Genomic DNA, 20324 nt, shown 5'->3' on the forward strand with positions numbered 1-20324 from the left:
GCCGGACATCTCGTACGGTGGCCGGCCGGTGCTCGGTGCGCAGACCGTGGGAGATGTCAGGCCACCCCGGGCGGGAGGCCGGGGAGCAGGACGGCGGGGCGCCACCCGCGCAGCGAGCTGACCACGGCCAGCTCCTCGGCGGCGTGCAGGTCGGCGACGGCCAGCACCCGCTCGGCCAGCACGCCCTCGGCCACCAGCCGGGCGCGGGCGGTGCCGGGCAGGCAGCCCGAGCTCGTCGGGGGCGTCCACCAGGTGCCGTCGAGCCGCACGCAGAGGGTGGCGATCGACGTCTCGGTGACCTCGCCCCGCTCGTTGACCAGCACCACGTCGTCGGCGTGCGGGTGCCGGGCGGCCGCGGCGGTGTAGACGTCGCGGCGGGTGGTCTTGTGCTGCAGCCACGGGCTCGCGGAGTCGACGGGCACCGTGTCCACGGCCAGCCGCACCGGCCCGGTCGTCCCCGGCAGGTCGGCCACCGTCACCGCCACCCGGCCGGCGCGGTCCAGCGTCAACCGCACCCGGCTCGCCGCCCGCCCGGCCACGGCCTGCTCCAGCGCAGTGACCACCACGGCGAGGTCGCAGGCATGGCCCAGGTAGTCGGCCGAGTCGGCCAACCGCGCCAGGTGCTCGGGCAGGTGGGTGAAGCCGGCGTCCGCCGTGTGGCCGAGCGTCTCCAGCAGCTCGAACTCCCCGGTCGGTGCGGTCAGCACCGCGGCCTTGGCGCGCAGCTCCCGGCGCTCGGCGGCGGCGTCGGAGCTCCAGGTGATGCCCCCGCCCGCGCCGTAGACCGCCTGCCCGCCGGCCACGACCGCCGTCCGGATGGCCACCGAGAAGCGCCCCGACACCGGCTCCCCGGGCGGGGCCAGCCAGCCGACGGCCCCGCAGTAGACCCCGCGCGGCGAGGCCTCCAGGTCGGCGATCGCCTGCATCGCGGCGGCCTTGGGCGCGCCGGTGACCGACCCGCACGGGAAGGTCGCGGCCAGCAGCTCGACCAGGCCGACCTCCGGGCGCAGGGTCGCCCGCACCTCGCTGACCAGCTGCCACACGGTCGGGTAGCGCTCGGCGGTGAACAGCTCGGTGACCTCGACGCTGCCGACCTCGGCCACGCGGCCCAGGTCGTTGCGCAGCAGGTCGACGATCATCAGGTTCTCGGCCCGCTCCTTGGGGCTGGACCGCAGCTGCGCCACGACGGCGTCGTCCTCGGCCGTCGTCCGGCCCCGGGCCGCCGTCCCCTTCATCGGGCGGGTGCGCACCCGGCGCCCCGACCACTCCAGGAACAGCTCGGGGCTCGCCGAGGCCACCGTGTGCGTGCCGGTGTCCACCAGTGCCCCGTACGCGCACCGCTGGGCGAGCACGAGGTCGGCGTACAGCGCGGCCGGGTCGGCGCAGGGTGCGCGCAGCCGGTCGGTGAGGTTCACCTGGTAGGTCTCACCGGCGGCGATGAGCGCCCGCACCTGCTCGACGGCCCGCGCGTGCTCGGCGTCCGTGCGGTCCAGCAGCCACGGGCCGGTCGACGTCCCGCCCACGAGCGCGGGGGCGGCGGTGGGCCCGTCGGACAGCCCGAACCAGACCAGCGGTGGGTCGCCGTCCTCAGGTCCCCGCACGGCGAGCGACGGGTCCAGCCCCGGCGCCGCCTCGTAGGACAGGACGCCGTGCGCCCACGCCCCGCCGGCGACGGCCGCCTCGACCTCCCGCAACGCAGGTCGCACCTCGGCGGCCGTGCGGGCCACCACCACCCGGGTGGGCGCGCGGAACAGCCACGCCGTCCCGGCCACGAGGTCGTCGAACCGGGCGGTCACCGGGCCGCCGCGCACCTCGGGCCCGCCTCGACCGGTCACCCCAGCAGCACCGCGGCGGCCAGCAGCGTCGCGGTCGCGGTCACCTCGCCGGAGGCGCCCATGACGTCGCCGTTGACCCCACCCAGGCGCGCCCGGGCCCGGCGGTGCAGCAGCTCGCCCGCCGCCAGGCCGACGACCCCGGCACCCACCAGCCGGGCGCCGAGGGGCGCGTCGCCCAGCCAGACCGCCGTCCCGAGCACGCAGAGGACGGCGACCGCGCAGCACCCGGCCAGCCAGACCCGCGACACCGTGCCGGCCACCGCCGCGGCCAGCGACGACCCCGCGGCCACCGGCACCCCCGGCAGGCCGCAGCGCGCCATCGCCAGGCGCGCGGCCACGACCGCCGTCCACAGCGCGAGCCACCCGCCGTCGACCACGAGCAGCCCGGTCAGGCAGGCGACCTGCAGCAGCAGCACGAGCACCAGGGTGGCAACGCCGAACGGCCCGACGTCCCCGGCGCGCATCACCTCCAGCGCCCGCTCGCGCCCGCGCAGCGGACCCAGGCCGTCGGCGGTGTCGGCCAACCCGTCCAGGTGCAGCCCCCGGGTCAGCCAGGCCAGCAGCGCCACCGCCAGCACCGCGCCGACCAGGGGTGATGCGTACCGGGCCCCCAGCCAGCCGGTGAGCGACGCCAGGTCACCGAGCACCAGCCCGACCAGCGGCGCCCACGGCAGCACACCGCGCGGCGAGGGGTTGCCCGGCACCCGCGCGATGGTCAGCCAGGCGAAGGCGGCCCTCACCGCAGCCGCTGGGGAAGCCCGGCGACGACGAACCACACCTCGTCGGCGGTCGCGGCCAGCCGCTGGTTCACCGTGCCCAGGGTGTCCCGGAAGATGCGCCCGGACGCCGTCTCCGGCACCACGCCCAGCCCCACCTCGTCGCTGACCGCCACCACGTGCGCCGGCGTCATCACCCACGCCTCGAGCAGCTCGTCGACGCGCCGCGAGAGCCGGTCGCGGGCGCGCTGACCGCCGTCCCAGACCCCGCTGGCGTCCATCATCGCGGTGACCCAGGTGGTCACCGAGTCGACCAGGTAGGTGCCCGGCAGCACCAGCTCACCGGGGTTGGTGGTCTCCTTCGTCGTCCACGCGGCCGGACGGCGGGCGCGGTGGGCGGCGATCCGCGCGGTCCACTCGGCGTCGTCCGGGCGGGGGTCGCTGGTGGCCAGGTAGGTGACGTCGTCGCGGCCCTCGAGCAGCGACTCGGCGTGCGCGGACTTGCCCGACCGCGAGCCGCCGAGCACCAGCGTGCGGCTCACAGCTCGAGCCGGGTGATCGAGCCGTTGTGCGGGGTCGTGTGCGGCATCGCCTCGGGCCCGTCACCGGCCACGACCGCCTGGGCCGCCCGGATCGTGTCGCCGTGGGTGACCAGCGCGACGACCTCGGCCGGCGGTCGTGCCTGCAGCTGGCCCAGGTAGTCGGCCACGCGGGCGTGCAGCTGGGCGAGGGACTCGCCGCCCTCGGCCGACCAGTGGACGTCTGTCCAGTCGACGACGTCCCACAGCTCGCGGGAGGGCCGGCCCTCCAGCACGCCGTAGCCCTGCTCGCGCAGCGCGGGGGTGGTGGTGAAGCGCCGGCCGGTGGCGGCCATGCAGTGCTCGGCGGTCTGGACCGCGCGGTGCAGGTCGCTGGCCACCATCGCGCCGGGGCGCAGCTGCGCCAGCTCGGCGGCCGCCCCGCGGGCCTGCTCGTGGCCCAGCTCGGTCAACGGCACGTGCGCCGTCTGCCCCTGCATGAGGCCGGCGGCGTTCCAGGTGCTCTGTCCGTGCCGGACGAGCAGGAGCGTGGTCATCACCGGGGAGCCTAGGGGCCTGGTTACCGTCGAGGGGTGACGATCCCGATGCGGCCACCCACCGACGGTCCCGGCGCCGCGGCCCTGGGCGCCCGCCGAGGTGCCCCGCGGGCCACCCGCCCGACCGGCCCGGACCCGCTGGCCCCGCTGCTGGACCTGCCCGGTGTGCGCGACGCCGCCGACGCCGCCCGCACCGCCGTCGACCGCCTGCTCGGCCACAAGGTGCTCCGCCGGGAGTCGGCCGGGGTGAGCTCGGAGTCCGCGCTGCGCGGGGCCCGGGCCTCGGCCGCGCTGGAGGGCGTCGACGTCCCGCTGGCCCAGGTGCGCACCGGTGACGTCAGCGAGCCGACGCTGCAGGGGGCGCTGCGGGTGTCGGTGGCGCTGGGCTCGATGGTGGAGACCTGGGACCGGGCGCCCGGGCAGGTGCTGGCCCGCATGCACGTGCTCGCCGTCGCCGACCTGGTGCCGCAGGCCGAGCTGGGCCGCCCGGCCGCGCACGCCGGGGAACGGTTGGGCGGGGTCTTCGCGCTGGTCACCGGCGCGACGGCCGCGCCGGCGGTGGTGGTCGCGGCCGTGGTGCACGGTGAGCTGGCCGCGGTGGAGCCCTTCGCCGTCGGCAGCGGCGTGGTGGCCCGGGCAGCCGGCCGGCTGACCGGCATCGCCCGCGGTCTGGACCCCAAGGCCGTGTCGGTGCCCGAGGTGGGCTTCGCCGAGCTGGGCGCCGATGCCTACGCGGCGGCGCTGGCCGGCTACCGCAGCGGGACGACCGACGGCGTGGCCGGCTGGCTGGTGCACTGCGCCCGCGCGACCGAGCTCGGCGCCCGCGAGGGCCTGGCCATCTGCGAGTCCCTCCTCCGCGGCTAGCGCGCCGGGCGGCCCCCAGCCCGCCGCGCGCCGCCCCCCCCCGAAGGGTTGCCCGCCGAGGGCGGGGACGGGGCGTGGGCGTCGGGGCACGGCCGCCCCTGGCGATGCACGCCGGGCCGCGCCCGCCGCCATCCACAACCGGAGCCCTTGTCCACCGAGTGCTGCAGGAGGGTTGTCACCGGCGCCGGTACGTGCACTGGTTCAGCACCCGGCGCTCGGGGCAGGAACTGCTGCATGCGATCACTGGACGTCGACGGGCTCGGGCAGGTCTCCCGGATCGGGCTGGGCACCTGGCAGTTCGGCTCCCGCGAGTGGGGTTACGGCGACGACTACGCCGACAGCGGGGCGACGGCCATCGTCCGGCGGGCACTCGAGCTCGGCATCACCCTGTTCGACACCGCGGAGGTGTACGGCCCGGGGAAGAGCGAGCGCATCCTCGGTGCCGCGCTCGCCGACGACCGCGGCGACGTCGTCCTCGCCTCGAAGGTCCTCCCGGTCGCGCCGTTCCCCAAGCTGGTGCGCAAGGCGTGGCAGGGCAGCGCCGAGCGGCTGGGGGTGCGCCGCATCCCGCTCTACCAGGTGCACCAGCCCAACCCGGTGGTCCCCGACACGGTGACCATGAAGGGCATGGGGGCGCTGCTGGACGAGGGCCGCATCGGGGCGGTCGGCGTCTCCAACTACTCCCTGGACCGGTGGCGGGCCGCCGACGACGCACTCGGCCGGCCGGTGATCAGCAACCAGGTCGAGTTCTCCCTCGCCGCCGCCGGCCCGCTGGAGGACCTCGTGCCCTTCGCCGAGGCGCACGACCGCCTGGTCATCGCCTACAGCCCGCTCGCGCAGGGGTTGCTCGGCGGGAAGTACGGCGTGGACAACCGGCCCGGCGGGGTGCGGGCGATGAACAAGCTGTTCGGCACCGAGAACCTGCGGCGGGTCGAACCCCTGCTGGCGGTGCTGCGCGAGGTCGCCGACGCCCACGCCGTCGCACCCGCGCAGGTGGCGCTCGCCTGGCTGCTCGCCCAGCCGCGCACCGTGGCCATCCCCGGCGCCTCGACCGTCGAGCAGCTGGAGTTCAACGCCGCGGCCGCCGACCTCGAGCTGGGCGGCGACGAGGTCGCCGCGCTGACCGCCGCCGCGCGGGCCTTCCAGCCGCAGTCGGCGGTGAGCACGCTGGCCGAGCGGGCCAAGGAGGAGGCCGGGCCCTTGTTGGACCGGGCCCGCTCCGAGGCCGGGCCGTTGCTGGACCGGGCGGCCCCCGTGCTGGACCGGGTCAGGCAGGCCCTGCGGCGCTGACGCCGGCCAGTCGCCGCACGAGCTGCAGCCCGGTGTCGCTGCCCGGCCAGTGCCGGTCCAGCGCACCCGGACCCGCGGTCCGCACGACCGAGCGCAGCACGAGCGCCACCACGACCGCGTCGTCGGCGTACCCGATCACCGGGACGACGTCGGGCACCAGGTCCAGGGGCGAGGCCAGGTAGACCAGCAGCAGGCCGAGCCGGATGCGCACCCCGCGGGGCAGCGACGGGTCGGCGGCCAGCCGCTTGACCAGCCGGACGACGTCGGGCAGCAGCCGCAGCGCCTCCCGGGCCGACACCGTGTCGGGGTGCCTGCGGGCATACCCCCACAGCAGGCCGAGCAGCACGGCGTACACCAGCAGCAGCCCCGCCAGCACCCCGAGCACGACCTGCCACCACGTCATCGGTGGAGTCTGCCCCGGGCGGCGTGGACCAGGGGGAGGACGGCCGCGTGCCCTCGGTCACGCACGGGGGCTCCTCAGTCGGTGCCGACCTCCATGGCGGCGCGGTCGAGCATCTGCTCGTCCTCGGAGGCCTCGCCGCGGGAGGCGATGGCGTCCGCCCCGCCGGCCTCGAGGTCGCCCACGAGGTCGGCGTGCGAGCCGAGCATGCCGATGGCGGCGTACTGCTCGAGCTTGGCGCGGGAGTCGGCGATGTCGAGGTTGCGCATCGTCAGCTGGCCGATGCGGTCGACCGGGCCGAACGCGGAGTCGGTGGTGCGCTCCATCGACAGCTTGTCGGGGTGGTAGCTGAACGACGGACCCTGGGTGTCGACGACCGCCCAGTCCTCGCCCCGGCGCAGGCGCACGGTGACTTGCCCGGTCACCGCGGCGCCGACCCAGCGCTGCAGCGACTCGCGCAGCATCAGGCCCTGCGGGTCCAGCCACCGGCCCTCGTACATCAGCCGGCCGAGGCGACGGCCCTCGCGGTGGTAGGTCTCGAGGGTGTCCTCGTTGTGGATGGCGTTGACCAGCCGCTCGTAGGCGATGTGCAGCAGGGCCATGCCCGGGGCCTCGTAGATGCCGCGGCTCTTGGCCTCGATGATTCGGTTCTCGATCTGGTCGCTCATGCCCAGCCCGTGCCGCCCGCCGACGGCGTTGGCCGCCAGGACGAGCTCGACGTCGGAGTCGAAGCGTCGGCCGTCGATGCTGACCGGCCGGCCCTGCTCGAACCCGATCGTGACGTCCTCGGGCTCGATCTCCACGGCCGGGTCCCAGAACCGCACGCCCATGATCGGCTGCACGATCTCGATGCTGGTGTCCAGGTGCTCCAGCGACTTGGCCTCGTGCGTGGCCCCCCAGATGTTGGCGTCGGTGGAGTAGGCCTTCTCGGTGGAGTCGCGGTAGGGCAGGTCGTGGGCGACCAGCCACTCGCTCATCTCCTTGCGGCCACCCAGCTCGGTGACGAACTGCGCGTCCAGCCAGGGCTTGTAGATGCGCAGCTCGGGGTTGGCCAGCAGGCCGTACCGGTAGAAGCGCTCGATGTCGTTGCCCTTGAAGGTGGAGCCGTCGCCCCAGATGCCGACGCCGTCCTCCAGCATGGCCCGCACCAGCAGGGTCCCGGTGACCGCGCGGCCCAGGGGGGTGGTGTTGAAGTAGGCGCGCCCACCCGAGCGGATGTGGAAGGCGCCGCAGGTCAGCGCGGCCAGGCCCTCCTCGACCAGGGCGGCCCGGCAGTCCACGAGCCGGGAGAGCTCGGCGCCGTACTGCGTGGCCCGGCCGGGGATCGACCCGATGTCGGTCTCGTCGTACTGGCCGATGTCGGCGGTGTAGGTGCAGGGCACCGCTCCCTTGTCGCGCATCCACGCGACCGCCACGGAGGTGTCGAGACCACCGGAGAAGGCGATGCCGACGCGCTCGCCGACGGGGAGGGACGTGAGGACCTTGGACACGACAAGAGATTATGCACGCCTCCGCATTGTCATGCAGAGTCGGGGTCGGCCAACCCGTGCTCGATGGCGTACCGGGTGAGCTCGACCCGGTTGTGCAGCTGCAGCTTGCGCAGCGTGTTCTGCACGTGGTTCTCCACCGTGCGGTGGGACAGCACCAGCCGCTCGGCGATCGCCTTCGCCGACAGCCCCCGGCTGACCAGCTTGAGCACCTCGGTCTCCCGCTCGGTCAGCCGCGGAGCGCCGTCGTCCGGACCGGACTGCAGCCGCCGGTACTCACCGAGCAGCAACCCGGCGAGGCCGGCGGAGAACACCGCGTCACCGGCCGCCGTGCGGGTGACCGCGTCGGCCAGCTCGTCGGCCGAGGCCGACTTGACCAGGTAGCCCGAGGCGCCGGCCTTGACCGCCTCGAGGACGTCGGCCTGCTCGGCGCTGGCCGACAGCACCAGCACCCGGGTGGCCGGCAGGGCCGCGACGACGTCCCGGGTGGCGTCGACCCCGGACCCCTCGCCCAGCTGCAGGTCCATCACCACCACGTCGGGACGCACGGCCCGCGCCCGGCGGACGGCGGCCCCGACGTCGCCCGCCGTCGCGACCACCTCGAAGCCGCGGGCCACCAGGTCGCGCTCCACGGCCTCGCGCCACATCGGGTGGTCGTCGACCACCATCACCGTCGTCATCGTCCGGTCCCCCTCGGGATCGTCAGCTCCCACTCGGTGCCCTGGCCCGGGCCGGTGTGCAGGACGGCGGTGCCGCCCAGGTCGGCCAGCCTGCCGCAGATCGACGAGCGCACCCCGTGGTGGCCCTCGGTGACCGCCCTGGCCAGCCGGCCCTCGGGGATGCCGGGGCCGTCGTCGCGCACCACGACGACCACCTCGTCGTCGGCCGGCTCCAGCGACACCCACGACCGGGCGCCCGGGGCGTGCTCGGCGGTGTTGGCCAGGGCCTCGCGCACCGCCGCGGCCAGCTCCGCCGTCGTGCCCGCGGGCAGCTCGACCGGCCCGGCGGGCCCGGCGACCTCGACGTCGGGGGTGGCCAGCAGGCGCAGCACGGCACCCAGGTCGGCGGTGCCCACCGCCACCTCGGGGCCGGTGGTGAGCAACCCCCGCAGGGCGACCTCCTGCTCGGCGGCCAGCCGGGCCAGGTCGGCGAGCCCGTCGGCGGACTCGGCGCGCCGCCGCACCGCGGCCAGCACCTGCAGCACGCCGTCGTGCACCGCCCTGCCCAGCCGCTCCCGCTCGGCGGCGGCGGCCTGGGCGGCCGCCGCCGCGCGCAGCACCAGCTCGGCCTGCTGGGTGATGGTCGCCGCGTGGCCCAGCAGCACCGCGACCAGCACGAGCAGGGTGAGGTTGAAGACCTCGCGGTCCCCGACGTACCCGCGCATGAAGGTGACCGCGGCCCAGACCACCAGCGCCCCCACCAGGCCGCCGCCCCGCCCGCGCACCAGCGCCATCGCCAGGGCCGGCCCGGCGACCCAGATCGAGGTGACGATGGGCGCCCCCTCGCCGAAGGCGCCCGCGGGTTGGGTGGCCACGGTGGCGGCCAGCAGCAGCACGGTCACGCCGAGGTCGAGCAGCGCCGTGCGGGTGCGGCGGCCGGCGGCTCGGCTGTAGGCGGCGGTGACCACCCCGGTCCACGCGGCCATCGCGGCGAGCACGGCCAGCGGGGCGACCACCCCGGGGTAGTCGTCGCGCTCGCGGAACCACCCGGCCACCGCCAGCACCCAGGCCACCAGCCGGAAGGCCACCACCACCCGCCACAGCGGGGTGAGCAGGTCGCGGTGCTGCAGGGGGTCGCCCATCAGGCGCGGCGGGCCGTGCCCAGCGCCCGACGGCGGACGTACCAGGCCAGCCCGACGACCGCGGCCCCGACGCCGACCGCGGCCCCGGTGACCACCTGCCCGCGCTGCACCGAGCGGGAGCTCAGCGCCACCGGACGGCGGAACTCCAGCACCGGCCAGCCGCGCTCGGCCGCGGCCCGGCGCAGCGCGCGGTCGGGGTTGACCGCGGTGGGGTGGCCCACCGCCGTGAGCATGGGGAGGTCGGTGATGGAGTCGGAGTAGGCGTGGCAGTCGGCCAGGTCGTAGCCCTGCTCGGCGGCGACCGCCCGCATCGCCTCGGCCTTCCCCTCGCCGTAGGCGTAGAACTCGATCTCGCCGGTGTAGCGCCCGTCGACGACCACCATGCGGGTGGCCACCACCCGGTCGACGCCGAGCATCTCGCCGATCGGCTCGACCATCTCGGCCCCGCTGCTGGAGACCACGACGACCTCGCGGCCGGCCGCCCGGTGCGCCTCGACCAGGTCCACGGCCTCGGCGTAGACCAGGGGGTCGACGATGCTGTGCAGGGTCTCCCGCACGATCTCGTGCACCGTGTCGACGCTCCAGCCGGTGCACATGGCGGTGATCTGCGCGCGCATCCGCTCCATCTGCACCGCGTCGGCACCGGCCAGGGAGAACACGAACTGGGCGTAGGCGCCCTTGAGCACGGCCCGGCGGTTGATCAACCCGCCCTGGAAGAACGGCCGACCGAAGGCCAGCGTGCTGGACTTCGCGATCACGGTCTTGTCCAGGTCGAAGAACACCGCACTGCGGGGCTCGTCGCGGGTCATGGGGCACGAGGCTAAGGGCAGCACGGCCCACCGACGGCCGGCGCGCCGTCGTCCACACCCGGAGGGGTTGTCCACAGATCCGCCGCAGGCCTCCCGCGGCGCTCCGCGGCGGTGCTCACTGGCCGCGTGGACGAACACCCCCTGGTGATCAGCGCCGACGAGGCGCTGGTCGACGACCTGCTGCACCTGCTGGCCGCGGCCGGCACCATCCCCGAGCTCACCCACGGCGGGTCCGCGCTGCGCCGCGCGCACCGCGCGGCCCCGCTGGTGGTGCTCGGCGCCGACGTGCTCGGCGCGGCCGCCGTGCGGGCGCTGCCCCGGCGTCCGGGAGTCCTGGTGGCCAGCCGCGACGAGCTGACCGGGGAGGAGTTCCAGGCCGCCCTGGCCGTGGGCGCCGAGCGGGTGGTCGTGCTCCCCCGCGACGAGGGCTGGCTGGTCGAGCGGGCCGCCCGGGCCGTGCGCGACCCCGTCGACCCCGGGGCGCTGGTGGTGGTGTCGGGGGCCAGCGGCGGCGCCGGGGCGAGCACGCTGGCCACCGCCCTGGCCCTGGGCGTGCGCGGCGAGCGGGGTGCGGTGCTCGTCGACGCCGACCCCACGGGCGGTGGGCTCGACCTGCTGCTGGGCGCGGAGTGGTCCGAGGGCCTGCGGTGGCCGGACCTGACCGGGTTGCGCGGCCGGGTGGACGGCGCCGCGGTGGTGGCCTCGCTGCCGCTGGCCCACGGGGTGCACGTGCTCGCCCCCTCCCGCGAGGTGCCCTGCCTCCCGCCCCCGGAGGCCCTGCAGGCGGTGGTGTCCGCTGCCCGCACCGACGGCCACCCGGTCGTGCTCGACCTGCCCCGGGGCGCCGACCCGGCGTTCGCCGAGCATCTGCTGGCCGAGGCCGACCTCGGCGTCCTCGTCGTCCCGGGGCGGGTGCGCGCGCTCGGTGCCGCCGGGTTGCTGCTGGCCGGCCCGGTCTGGGGCCGTGCGGTGGTGGTGGCCCGCACGGCACCCGGCGGCGTCGGCGCCGGCGAGGTCGCGACGGCGCTCGGGCGCCCCGTCGCGGCCGAACTGGTGCACGACCGCTCGGCGCAGGCTCGCGGCGAACGCGGCGAGCCACCGCAGGTCGGGGCCCGCACGCCACTGGGTCAGGTGGTCCGCCGGCTGCTGCCCCGGCTCGACCAGCGGGCGGTGGCCGGTGCCTGACCCGCTGGTGGACCGGGTGCGGGCCCGGCTCGCCGGTGGTGCCGGGCCGCCGGACCAGGCCACCGTGGCCGCGTTGGTGCGCCAGGAGAGCGGTGGTCTGCTGGGCGACGGCGACGTGCTCACCGCCGTCCGCGCGGCGGTCGACGAGCTCTCGGGTGCCGGGGTGCTCGAACCGCTGCTGCGGGCGCCGGGCACCACCGACGTGCTGGTGGTCGGCCCCGACCAGGTGTGGGTCGACCGGGGTGCGGGGCTCGAGCGCACCGCTGTGCGGTTCACCGACGACGACGCGGTGCGGCGGCTGGCCGTGCGGCTGGCCGGGTCCGCCGGACGTCGGCTGGACGACGCCGCACCGTGGGTCGACGTCGGCCTGCCCGACGGCACCCGGTTGCACGCCGTCCTGCCACCGGTCTCGGGCAGCGGCACCTGCCTGTCGCTGCGGGTGCTGCGCCGCGCCCGGCTGGGCCTCGCCGACCTCGCCGGTGCCGGGGCGCTGCCGGGGCGGTCCGCGGAGCTGCTCACCGCACTGGTGCGGCGGCGGGTGGCCTTCCTGGTCACCGGCGGCACCGGCACCGGCAAGACCACCCTGCTCTCGGCCCTGCTGGGCCTGGCCGACCCGGGCGAGCGGCTGCTGCTCTGCGAGGACGCCGCCGAGCTTGACCCGGCGCACCCGCACGTCGTCCGGCTCCTCACCCGCCCGGCCAACGTCGAGGGGGTGGGCGCGGTCGACCTGCGCGACCTGGTGCGCCAGGCGCTGCGGATGCGGCCCGACCGGCTGGTGGTCGGCGAGGTGCGGGGGCCCGAGGTGGTCGACCTGCTGGCCGCGCTGAACACCGGCCACGACGGCGGCTGCGGCACCCTGCACGTCAACCGGGTGGTCGACGTCCCGGCGCGGCTCGAAGCGCTCGGGACGGCGGCCGGGCTCGGACGCGCCGCCGTGCACAGCCAGGCCGCCGCGGCCCTGTCGGTGGTGGTCCACCTGCGACGCGGCTCGGCCGGCCGACAGGTGCACGAGATCGGGCTGGTCCGCCGGGCCGGCGAGCTCGTCGAGGTCGAGCCCGGGTGGCGGGCCGACGGCGGCCCGGCGCCGGCGGCGGCCGAGCTGCACGAGATGCTCGGCCGGGCGGCTGCGGCGGTACCCGGGGTACCCGGGGTGCCCTGGTGAGCGGGGCACTGCTGTGCCTCGCCGCGGCCGTGCTCTGCTGGCCGCCGGTCACCGTGCTGGCCCGGCTGCGGGTGCCGGCCCGCCCCGCCCGGGGCGAGGTGACGGTGCCCGCCGCCCTCGCGGTCGCGGTCGGCGGGGTGGGGGCCGTGGTGAGCACCCCGGTCGTCGGGGCGCTCGCCGGTACGGTCACCGCGCTCGCTCTGCGGGCCTGGCGCGCCCGGCAACGCGCCCTGGACGGTCAGGCCCAGGTGCGGGCCCTGGCGGAGGCGCTGGGGGTGCTGGCCGCCGAGCTGCGGGCCGGGCGGCCCTTGGCCGCGGCCACCGGCACGGCCGTCGCGAGCTGCCCGCACCCGGGGGCGGCCCGGGCCCTGCGGCCGGTGCTCGCCGGCGCCGCGGTGCCGGGTGGTGCGGCGCCGGGTGGCGCGGAGCCGGGTGGTGCGGTGAAGGGTGGTGCCCGGCAGGTCCGCGGGCCCGGTGGGCCGGCGGGTGAGCTGGCCGGGGAGCTGCCTGCCGAGGCCCGGACGGCACTGGACCGGGTGGTCACCGCGGCGGCGGTGTCGGCGCGCACCGGGTGCTCCCTGGCCGCCGTGGTCACCGTTGCCGAGGACGACCTGCGGGCCCGGCTGCGCACCCGGGCCGAGCTGGGTGCCGCCCTGTCCGGCCCGCGTGCGTCGGCGACCGTGCTGGCCGGGTTGCCGGTGCTGGGCCTGGCGATGGGCGCCGGCATCGGGGCCGATCCCTGGTCGGTGCTGACCACGACCCCGGTGGGCACGGTGCTGCTCGTCGTCGGGGTCGGGCTGGAGGCCGCGGGCCTGCTCTGGTCGGGCCGGCTGGCCGAACGGGCGGCCCGGTCGTGACCCCCGTTGCCCGCGGGGGCCGGCCCCGGTGACCGCGGGCCTCGCCCCGGTCCTGGTGCTGGCCGCCGCGCTGCTGGTCTGGCCCCGCGCGCCCGGCCCGCTCGACCGTCTCCGCACGGGGCCCGGATCGGCAACCGGGGCCCGTTCGGCAACCGGGGCCGGTCCGGCAGCCGGGGCCCGTTCGGCAGCCGGGCCAGGGTCGGCAGCCGGGGTCGGTTCGGCAGCCGGGGTGGTGGCGGCCCGGGACGAGCCACCCGTCGGGCCGGGGACGGCGGGTCGGGCGCGGCGGTGGGGGCTGGGGGTGCTGGCCGGCGTGACCGTGCTGGTCCTCGGTGGGCTCGGCCCGGTCACGCTCCTGCTCGCCGCCGGGGCCACGGTCGCCGTCCAGCGGTGGGCCGCGCGGGCCGTGCGGGCCGCACCCGACGACGGCGCCCGGGTACGGGCGGACCTGCCCCTGGTGTGCGACCTGCTGGCCGTCTGCCTCGCCGCCGGCACCCCGGTGGGCGGGGCGGTGGCGGCCGTGGGCGCGGCCTCCGGCGGGCCGCTCGGCGGCGCGCTGTCGACGGTCGCGCGTCAGCTGCAGCTGGGCGCCTCTCCGCGGACGGCCTGGGTCGGCGCTCCCGAGGACGCCGCCGCCCTGGCCCGGGTGGTCGTGCGGGCGGGGGAGTCCGGTTCCTCGGTCGTGCCCGCCCTGCACGCGCTGGCCGCCGACCTGCGCACGGCGCAGCGCTCGGCGACGGCAGCTGCGGTCCAGCGAGCTGGGGTGTGGGTGCTGGCCCCGCTCGGGTTGTGCTTCCTGCCCGCGTTCCTGTGCCTGGGCGTCGTCCCGCTGGTGCTCGGCATCGCCGCGGACGTGCTGCCGTGACCGCACCCGGTCGGCCCAGCACATCCGGTCCGGCCGCGCTGGTCGTCGTCCACATCGGGGGCCCCTGTCCACAGATGTCGCCGAGCTGGTCCCGGCGGGGTCGGTGGGCAGCAGGGTCGAGGTGTGGCCCGGCGAGCGGGCCGGACGAGGAGGCGTGGCATGGGCAAGGTGTGGCGGCAGGTGCGGCGGGCGCGGCAGCGGCTGGTGGGGGAGCCCGAGGCCGGCATGAGCACGGCCGAGTACGCGGTCGGCACGGTCGCGGCGTGCGCGTTCGCGGCGGTGCTCTACCAGGTGGTCAGCGGGGAGTCGGTGGTCGCCGGGTTGAGCGCTCTCGTGGCGCGGGCGCTGGCGACGCTGGGGTGACGGCGCGCCGGCCGGCCCAGCCGGGTCGCTGCGCCCGGCGTGACGAGCAGGGGGACCTGGGGCGGGGTGACGAGGGGTGGGGGGACGAGCGGGGGATGGTGACGGCCGAGACCGCCGTCGTCCTGCCGGTGCTGCTGCTGGTGCTGGCCGGCGCGGTGGCCGCCGTGGTGCTGGTGTGCGCGCAGCTGCGGTGCGTCGACGCGGCCCGGGAGGGGGCGAGGGCCGCGGCCCGGGGCGAACCGGCGTCGGTGGTCGTGGACCTGGCGGGCCGGGCCGGGCCGCACGGGGCGGTGGTGCGCACCGCGCCAGCCGGCGACCGGGTCACGGTGACCGTCTCGGCCCGGGTGCAGCCGCTCGGCCCGGTGCCGCTCGCGCTGACCGTGTCGGCGTCGGCGACCGCCCTGCTCGAGGACGGTGCCGAGGAGGGCACCGGGTGAGCCCCGGGCGGCCCCGTGGTCGGCGCCGGGGCACCCGGTCATCTCGTGCCGTGGCCGGGTGCCCGCGGGGTGACGGGAGGCAGCGCGGGGCAAGCGACGGCGAACGCGGCTCGGCGACCATCTGGACGGTGGCCCTGGCCGGCGTGCTGGCCCTGCTGGGTGCGGCGTCGGTGCTGATGGGCGCGGCGGTCGTCGCCCGGCACCGGGCCGGGGCGGCGGCCGACCTCGCCGCCCTGGCCGTCGCGGTGCGCGCGGTGCGGGGCGACCCCGCCGCGTGCGGCACCGGCACCTCGATCGCCACCGTCAACGGGGCCCAGCTCGTCGGGTGCTCCGTCGGCGCGGGCTCGGTCGTCACCGTCGAGGTGTCGGTGCCGGTGCGCCTCGGGCCGCTCGGGCTGCTCGCGGCGACCGGCCGCGCCCGCGCCGGCCCGGTGCCGTGGGGCGGCGCGCCGTGATCCGGCGGTTCAGAAGACGAGGTCGTCCTCGGGCGGCTCGGCGAAGGGGTCGTCGGGAGCCGGGGGCGGGTCGGCCTCGCTGGGCTCGGGACGGCGCCGCAGCGCGCGCGGCGGGGGAGCGGCGCCCAGCTGGGCCCGCCGGCGCAGCGCCCGCGAGCGGGCGGCCGACGTCCCGCCCCGGGCCTGGGCGAACGCACCGCCCAGGCCTCGCGGGTCGACGGGCTCCGCGGGGTCCGCCCCGGCGGGGTCGGCCGGGGCGTCGGGGTCGCCCACGTCCCCGGCCGCGGCCAGCTCGTCGAGCACGACGTCGAGCACCCGCACCGCGCCGGCCTTGTCCAGGGGGTCGTTGCCGTTGCCGCACTTGGGCGACTGCACGCACGAGGGGCACCCCCGCTCGCACTCGCAGGTCGCCACCGTCGCCCGGGTCGCGGTCAACCAGCGGCGCAGCACCGCGTGCCCGCGCTCGGCGAACCCCGCCCCGCCGGGGTGGCCGTCGTAGACGACGATCGTGGCCGCGCCGGTGTCCGGGTGCAGGGCGGTGGACACCCCGCCCAGGTCCCAGCGGTCGCAGGTGGCCAGCAGCGGCAGGATGCCGATCGCGGCGTGCTCGGCGGCGTGCAGCGAGCCGGGCAGTTCGCGGTCGGAGAGCTCCGCTCGCTGCAGCGCCCGCTCGTCGAGGGTCAGCCACACCGCCCGGGTGCGCAGCTGGCGGGCGGGCAGGTCGAGCGGGAACTCGGCCAGCACCTCACCGGTGCCCAGCCGGCGGCGCTGGTAGGCCACCACCTGGTTGGTCACGTCGACGGTGCCGGTGTGCGCGGTGACGGTGCCCAGCCGGCGGGTGGTGTCGACGTCGACGATCGAGAGGTCGGTGACGTCGCGGGCGACCGTCGTCCACTCCGGGCTCTCGGGGTGCACCGCGGCGCAGGCGTCCTCGACGTCGAGCTCGTCGACGACGTAGGTCTCCCCGCGGTGCACGTAGAGCGCACCGGTGTGCACCGCCGCGTGCGCCGCGTCGCCGTCCACGGTGCCCAGCAGGCGGCCGGTCGCACCCTCCACGATCGACACCGGCTCGGCCCCCGAACCGCGGATGTCGACGTCCGGGCGGCCCCGACCGGCCCAGTACCAGCCGGTCGGCCGCTTGCGCAGCTGCCCCTCGGTGACCAGGCGGTCCAGGGCCTCGCGCGCCTGCCGGCCACCGAAGTCGGCCAGCTCGTCCTCGGTCAGCGGCAGCTCGGCGGCGGCGCAGCACAGCTGCGGGCCCAGCACGTAGGGGTTGGTCGGGTCGGTGACGGTGGCCTCGACCGAGCGGCCGAACACCGCCTGCGGGTGGTGGGCCAGGTAGTGGTCCAGCGGGTCGTCGCGGGCCACGAAGACCACCAGCGACTCGCGCTGCGCCCGCCCGGCCCGGCCCGCCTGCTGCCACAGGGAGGCGAGGGTGCCCGGGTAGCCGGCCAGCAGGACGGCGTCCAGCCCGGCGATGTCGATGCCGAGCTCGAGGGCGTTGGTGGTCGCCACCCCCAGCAGCTCGCCGGCCGACAGCGACCGCTCCAGCTCCCGTCGCTCCTCGGGCAGGTAGCCGCCGCGGTAGGAGTCCACCCGTCGGGCCAGGTCGCCCCGCCCGCGGTCGAGGAGGATGCGCCGCGCCTGGTCGGCCACCGACTCGGCCGACCGGCGGGAGCGGACGAAGGCGAGCGTGCGGGCGCCCTGGGTCACCAGGTCGGCCAGCAGGCCGGCGGCGTCGGCGGCGGCCGAGCGGCGCAGCGGGGCGCCCTGCTCGCCGGTGCGCTCGGTCAGCGGGGGCTCCCACAGCGCGAAGGTCGCCCCCGGGCGCGGCGACCCGTCGTCGGTCACCGCGGTCACCGGCGCCCCGACCAGCCGGCTCGCCGCCAGCGCCGGGTCGGCCACCGTGGCCGAGGCCAGCACGAACACCGGGTCGGCGCCGTAGCGGTGGCAGATCCGCCGCAGCCGGCGCAGCACGTGGCCGACGTGGGAGCCGAACACCCCGCGGTAGGCGTGGCACTCGTCGACCACGACGTAGGCCACCCGGCGCAGGGTGGAGGCCCAGCGCTGGTGGGCCGGCAGGATCCCGCGGTGGACCATGTCGGGGTTGGTCACGATCCACCGGGCGTGCCGGCGCACCCACTCCCGCTCCTCCTGCGGGGTGTCGCCGTCGTAGGCGGCCGGCCGGACGTCGGGGGCGGCCAGCCCGGCCACGGCGGCCAGCTGGTCGCGGGCCAGCGCCTTGGTGGGGGCCAGGTACAGCACGCAGGCCCGCGGGTCCTCGGCGAGCGCGGCGAGGGCAGGCAGCTGGTAGGCCAGCGACTTGCCCGAGGCGGTCCCGGTCGCCACGACCACGTGCTGCCCGGCGTGCGCCAGCTCGGCCGCCGCCACCTGGTGGGCCCAGGGCTCGCGGACCCCGCGGGCCACCAGCTGGTCGCGCAGCTGCGGCGGCGTCCAGTCCGGCCAGGCGTCGTGGCTGGCAGCCCGCACCGGCAGCCGGTGCACGTGCGTGACGGGGGAGTCCTCGTCGGGGACGCCGTCCAGCAGCCCGGCCAGCAGCTCGTCGCCCGGGAGGTCCCGGGGCAGCGGCGCGGCAGCGGACGTCACCCCACCACTGTCACACCCCGGGGCAACCCGCCAGGTCCGCGCCCGACCTGTGGACGGCGACCCCCGGTGTGGACGACGGCGCACGGACGGTCGGCGCGGCGGGTGACCCTGCGGCGGCTCGGGCCCGACGGGGGCCCGCCCACCACGAGGAGACGCCGGTGCCCGACGTCGTCACGATGCAGCTGGACGCCGTCCAGGCGCTGGCCACCGACCTGGCCGAGCTCGCCGCCGAGCTGGCCGTCGGGAGCGGGACCACCCGGGCCGAGGGCAGCCGGCTGGGGCTGGCCCTGAGCGGCCCCGCGGCCGACGAGCTGGCCGCCACCGGTGCCGGCTGGGCGGGCCTGGTGGAGGCGCTGGCTGGCCGGGCCGGGGTGGTGGCCACGGGTCTGCAGCAGGCCGTGGCCTCCTACCGGGTCCTCGACGGGCTCCTCCTGCAGCGCATGGGCCCCGGGCCGGGCGCCGTGACCGCGCGATGACCACCGGCCTGTCGGCGGTCGAGTCCTGGGACCTCCCGGCGCTGCGCGGGTCGGTGGCGGAGCTGGGCGGCGTCCCCGACCAGCTGGCCGGGTGGCGGGGGCGCCTGGACGGGCTGCGGGGGCGGCTGCGCGCCGCCGACCTGTGGTCGGGGCCGGCGGCCGACGTGGCGGCCACCGCGCTGGTCGAGCTGTCGTCGGTGGCGGGGGAGGTGCAGCACGCCCTGGTGGCCAGCGCCGACCACCTCGAGCTGGTCGCGGTGCAGGCGGCGAGCGCCCAGGAGGAGGTGGCGGCCGCCCGCGCCGCGGCGGCCGGTGGGCCCGTGGAGCTCACCGACTCCGGGCAGGTGCCACCGGTCGCGGCGCCCGGCATGGCCGAGGACCAGCTGCTGGCCCTCGCCGAGCGCGAGCGGGCGGCCAGCTGGGCCGAGGCCCACGCGCGCTCCGCGCTGTCCGCCGCCGATGCGGTCCTGGCCGGTGCGCAGGCCGCGGTCGCTGCGCTGCACGCCCTGGACCCGGGCCCGGTGGGCGCCGGGTTCGACGGGCTGGCGGCCGCCGCGGCCGCGGTGCAGCCACCCCCGACGGTGCCGACCGGGCCCCCGTCCGAGGTCGCCGCGTGGTGGGACGGGCTGACCCCGGCGCAGCGGCAGGCCGCCGTCGTCGCCGACCCCGCCGCCGTCGGTGCCCGCGACGGGTTGCCGGCCTGGGCCCGCGACCAGGCCAACCGCCTGCTGCTCGACGACGCCCTGGCCCACCCCGGGCGACCCGGGTACGACGTCGCGCAGCAGACCGCTGCGCAGCTGGCCGCGCTGGCCACCGGGTCCGCCGACCGGCCCGGCCAGCTGCTGCGCTTCGACCCCGGGCGGGACCTCGTCGTCGTGTCGGTCGGCGACCTGGACACCGCCCAGGCCGTCGGCGTCCTGGTCCCGGGCATGGGGACGACCCCGGCGGACCTGCCCGCCCTCGTGCACGACGCCTCCGCGGTCGGGGAGCTCGCGGTGGCCGCGGCGCCCGGCCTGGCCGTCGCGACGGTGGTCTGGCTGGGCTACCGGACCCCCACGGTGGCCACCGTGGCCTCCAGCCGGGCGGCCCGGCTGGGCGGGCTAGCGCTGGACGCCGCCCTGGACGGGCTGGCCGCCGCGCGCGGTGCGGCCGCGGCGGCCGGCGGTCCGCCGCCCCCGCGCACCACGGTGCTCGCGCACAGCTACGGCACGGTCGTCACCGGCTGGGCCGCTCGGGCCGAGGGGCCGCTGGCGGCCGACGCGGTGGCCCTGCTGGGCAGCCCGGGCCTGCCGGTGGTCGATGCATCGGGTCTGGAGGTGGCCGAGGTGCACGGCGCGTGGACCCCGTTCGACCCCATCTCCTACCTCGGCCGCTTCGGCGCGAGCCCGTCGGACCCGGGGTTCGGCGACACCCCGCTGCCGGTGACCCCGGTGCAGCTGCACACCGAGTACTACGACGAGCACTTCCCCACCGTGGCGGCGCTCGGCGAGGTCGTCGCCGGCAGCCGGACGGGGGAGTAGGGCGTGCCCGCGCCGCGCCCGGTCAGCCCTGGCGGCGCGGCCCGGCCCGCCACGGTGGCCTACCGTGGCGTCCGCCGAGGGGGTGCGCCCACACCGCCGGCCCGGCGCGAGCAGTCAGCA

Annotated in this window: 21 protein-coding genes; 11 read left to right on the top strand and 10 right to left on the bottom strand. The window is 77.7% G+C overall.

Annotation, left to right across the window (positions count from 1 at the left end):
- Positions 1 to 56: 56 nt before the first annotated feature.
- From pabB to TEK04_RS12600, 4 genes are read right to left on the bottom strand one after another with little or no spacing between them, the layout of a single operon-like run.
- The gene (gene pabB, locus TEK04_RS12585; protein WP_336404690.1) at positions 57 to 1835 is read right to left on the bottom strand and encodes an aminodeoxychorismate synthase component I; all 1779 of its coding nucleotides are present in this window, start codon (positions 1833 to 1835) and stop codon (positions 57 to 59) included.
- Positions 1832 to 2575 carry an adenosylcobinamide-GDP ribazoletransferase gene (locus TEK04_RS12590; protein ID WP_336404691.1) on the bottom strand — a complete coding sequence of 248 codons (744 nt, stop codon included), beginning with the start codon at positions 2573 to 2575 and terminating at the stop codon, positions 1832 to 1834. Before TEK04_RS12590 ends, pabB begins: the two co-directional genes overlap by 4 nt.
- Positions 2572 to 3093: a bifunctional adenosylcobinamide kinase/adenosylcobinamide-phosphate guanylyltransferase gene (gene cobU, locus TEK04_RS12595; RefSeq protein ID WP_336404692.1), complete on the bottom strand. Its 522-nt coding sequence runs from the start codon at positions 3091 to 3093 to the stop codon at positions 2572 to 2574. Before cobU ends, TEK04_RS12590 begins: the two co-directional genes overlap by 4 nt.
- On the bottom strand, positions 3090 to 3626 hold the full coding sequence (locus TEK04_RS12600) for a histidine phosphatase family protein (protein WP_336404693.1): 537 nt from the start codon (positions 3624 to 3626) through the stop codon (positions 3090 to 3092). Before TEK04_RS12600 ends, cobU begins: the two co-directional genes overlap by 4 nt.
- Before the next feature lie 36 nt (positions 3627 to 3662).
- Between TEK04_RS12600 and TEK04_RS12605 the strand changes: the two genes are divergently transcribed.
- Together TEK04_RS12605 and TEK04_RS12610 are read left to right on the top strand one after the other, a co-directional pair.
- Positions 3663 to 4490, top strand: coding sequence for an oxidoreductase (locus tag TEK04_RS12605; RefSeq protein WP_336404694.1), 828 nt, complete (start codon positions 3663 to 3665; stop codon positions 4488 to 4490).
- A gap of 234 nt (positions 4491 to 4724) precedes the next feature.
- On the top strand, positions 4725 to 5780 hold the full coding sequence (locus tag TEK04_RS12610) for an aldo/keto reductase (protein ID WP_336404695.1): 1056 nt from the start codon (positions 4725 to 4727) through the stop codon (positions 5778 to 5780).
- On the opposite strand, the gene TEK04_RS12615 is transcribed toward TEK04_RS12610, so the two are convergent.
- The 5 genes from TEK04_RS12615 to TEK04_RS12635 all read right to left on the bottom strand — a co-directional run bounded on the left by TEK04_RS12615 (position 5758) and on the right by TEK04_RS12635 (position 10277).
- Positions 5758 to 6183 carry a YkvA family protein gene (locus tag TEK04_RS12615; protein ID WP_336404696.1) on the bottom strand — a complete coding sequence of 142 codons (426 nt, stop codon included), beginning with the start codon at positions 6181 to 6183 and terminating at the stop codon, positions 5758 to 5760. The genes TEK04_RS12610 and TEK04_RS12615 overlap by 23 nt on opposite strands.
- A gap of 74 nt (positions 6184 to 6257) precedes the next feature.
- A complete protein-coding gene (gene argG / locus TEK04_RS12620; protein ID WP_336404697.1) occupies positions 6258 to 7670 on the bottom strand; it encodes an argininosuccinate synthase in 1413 nt (470 codons plus the stop codon).
- Between the two features lie 29 nt (positions 7671 to 7699).
- Positions 7700 to 8347: a response regulator gene (locus TEK04_RS12625; protein WP_336404698.1), complete on the bottom strand. Its 648-nt coding sequence runs from the start codon at positions 8345 to 8347 to the stop codon at positions 7700 to 7702.
- Positions 8344 to 9468 carry a MacS family sensor histidine kinase gene (macS, locus tag TEK04_RS12630; RefSeq protein WP_336404699.1) on the bottom strand — a complete coding sequence of 375 codons (1125 nt, stop codon included), beginning with the start codon at positions 9466 to 9468 and terminating at the stop codon, positions 8344 to 8346. The genes TEK04_RS12625 and macS overlap by 4 nt, the downstream gene beginning before the upstream one ends.
- Positions 9468 to 10277 carry an HAD family hydrolase gene (locus TEK04_RS12635; RefSeq protein ID WP_336404700.1) on the bottom strand — a complete coding sequence of 270 codons (810 nt, stop codon included), beginning with the start codon at positions 10275 to 10277 and terminating at the stop codon, positions 9468 to 9470. Before TEK04_RS12635 ends, macS begins: the two co-directional genes overlap by 1 nt.
- A gap of 126 nt (positions 10278 to 10403) precedes the next feature.
- On the opposite strand from TEK04_RS12635, the gene ssd reads away from it, so the two are divergent.
- From ssd to TEK04_RS12670, 7 genes are all read left to right on the top strand, one after another.
- Positions 10404 to 11462 carry a septum site-determining protein Ssd gene (ssd, locus tag TEK04_RS12640; protein WP_336404701.1) on the top strand — a complete coding sequence of 353 codons (1059 nt, stop codon included), beginning with the start codon at positions 10404 to 10406 and terminating at the stop codon, positions 11460 to 11462.
- Positions 11455 to 12624 carry a TadA family conjugal transfer-associated ATPase gene (locus tag TEK04_RS12645; protein ID WP_336404702.1) on the top strand — a complete coding sequence of 390 codons (1170 nt, stop codon included), beginning with the start codon at positions 11455 to 11457 and terminating at the stop codon, positions 12622 to 12624. Before ssd ends, TEK04_RS12645 begins: the two co-directional genes overlap by 8 nt.
- Positions 12621 to 13481: a type II secretion system F family protein gene (locus TEK04_RS12650; protein ID WP_336404703.1), complete on the top strand. Its 861-nt coding sequence runs from the start codon at positions 12621 to 12623 to the stop codon at positions 13479 to 13481. The genes TEK04_RS12645 and TEK04_RS12650 overlap by 4 nt, the downstream gene beginning before the upstream one ends.
- 313 nt (positions 13482 to 13794) lie before the next feature.
- Complete coding sequence (locus TEK04_RS12655) at positions 13795 to 14346, top strand: type II secretion system F family protein (protein ID WP_336404704.1); 552 nt, start codon at positions 13795 to 13797, stop codon at positions 14344 to 14346.
- A 159-nt stretch (positions 14347 to 14505) separates the two neighbouring features.
- Positions 14506 to 14709, top strand: a complete 204-nt coding sequence (locus tag TEK04_RS12660) for a DUF4244 domain-containing protein (protein ID WP_336404705.1) — start codon at positions 14506 to 14508, stop codon at positions 14707 to 14709.
- 95 nt (positions 14710 to 14804) lie between these two features.
- Positions 14805 to 15146: a TadE family type IV pilus minor pilin gene (locus TEK04_RS12665; protein ID WP_336404706.1), complete on the top strand. Its 342-nt coding sequence runs from the start codon at positions 14805 to 14807 to the stop codon at positions 15144 to 15146.
- A 50-nt stretch (positions 15147 to 15196) separates the two neighbouring features.
- On the top strand, positions 15197 to 15601 hold the full coding sequence (locus tag TEK04_RS12670; RefSeq protein ID WP_336404707.1) for an Rv3654c family TadE-like protein: 405 nt from the start codon (positions 15197 to 15199) through the stop codon (positions 15599 to 15601).
- A 9-nt stretch (positions 15602 to 15610) separates the two neighbouring features.
- On the opposite strand, the gene TEK04_RS12675 is transcribed toward TEK04_RS12670, so the two are convergent.
- On the bottom strand, positions 15611 to 18208 hold the full coding sequence (locus TEK04_RS12675; protein WP_336404708.1) for a DEAD/DEAH box helicase: 2598 nt from the start codon (positions 18206 to 18208) through the stop codon (positions 15611 to 15613).
- Between the two features lie 158 nt (positions 18209 to 18366).
- Between TEK04_RS12675 and TEK04_RS12680 the strand changes: the two genes are divergently transcribed.
- Both TEK04_RS12680 and TEK04_RS12685 read left to right on the top strand, forming a co-directional pair.
- Positions 18367 to 18684, top strand: coding sequence for a hypothetical protein (locus tag TEK04_RS12680; RefSeq protein WP_336404709.1), 318 nt, complete (start codon positions 18367 to 18369; stop codon positions 18682 to 18684).
- Positions 18681 to 20204, top strand: coding sequence for an alpha/beta hydrolase (locus TEK04_RS12685; protein ID WP_336404710.1), 1524 nt, complete (start codon positions 18681 to 18683; stop codon positions 20202 to 20204). Before TEK04_RS12680 ends, TEK04_RS12685 begins: the two co-directional genes overlap by 4 nt.
- Positions 20205 to 20324 lie beyond the last annotated feature (120 nt).

It is taken from the genome of Klenkia sesuvii, assembly GCF_037083825.1.
GTDB classification, from domain to species: Bacteria; Actinomycetota; Actinomycetes; order Mycobacteriales; family Geodermatophilaceae; genus Klenkia; species Klenkia sesuvii.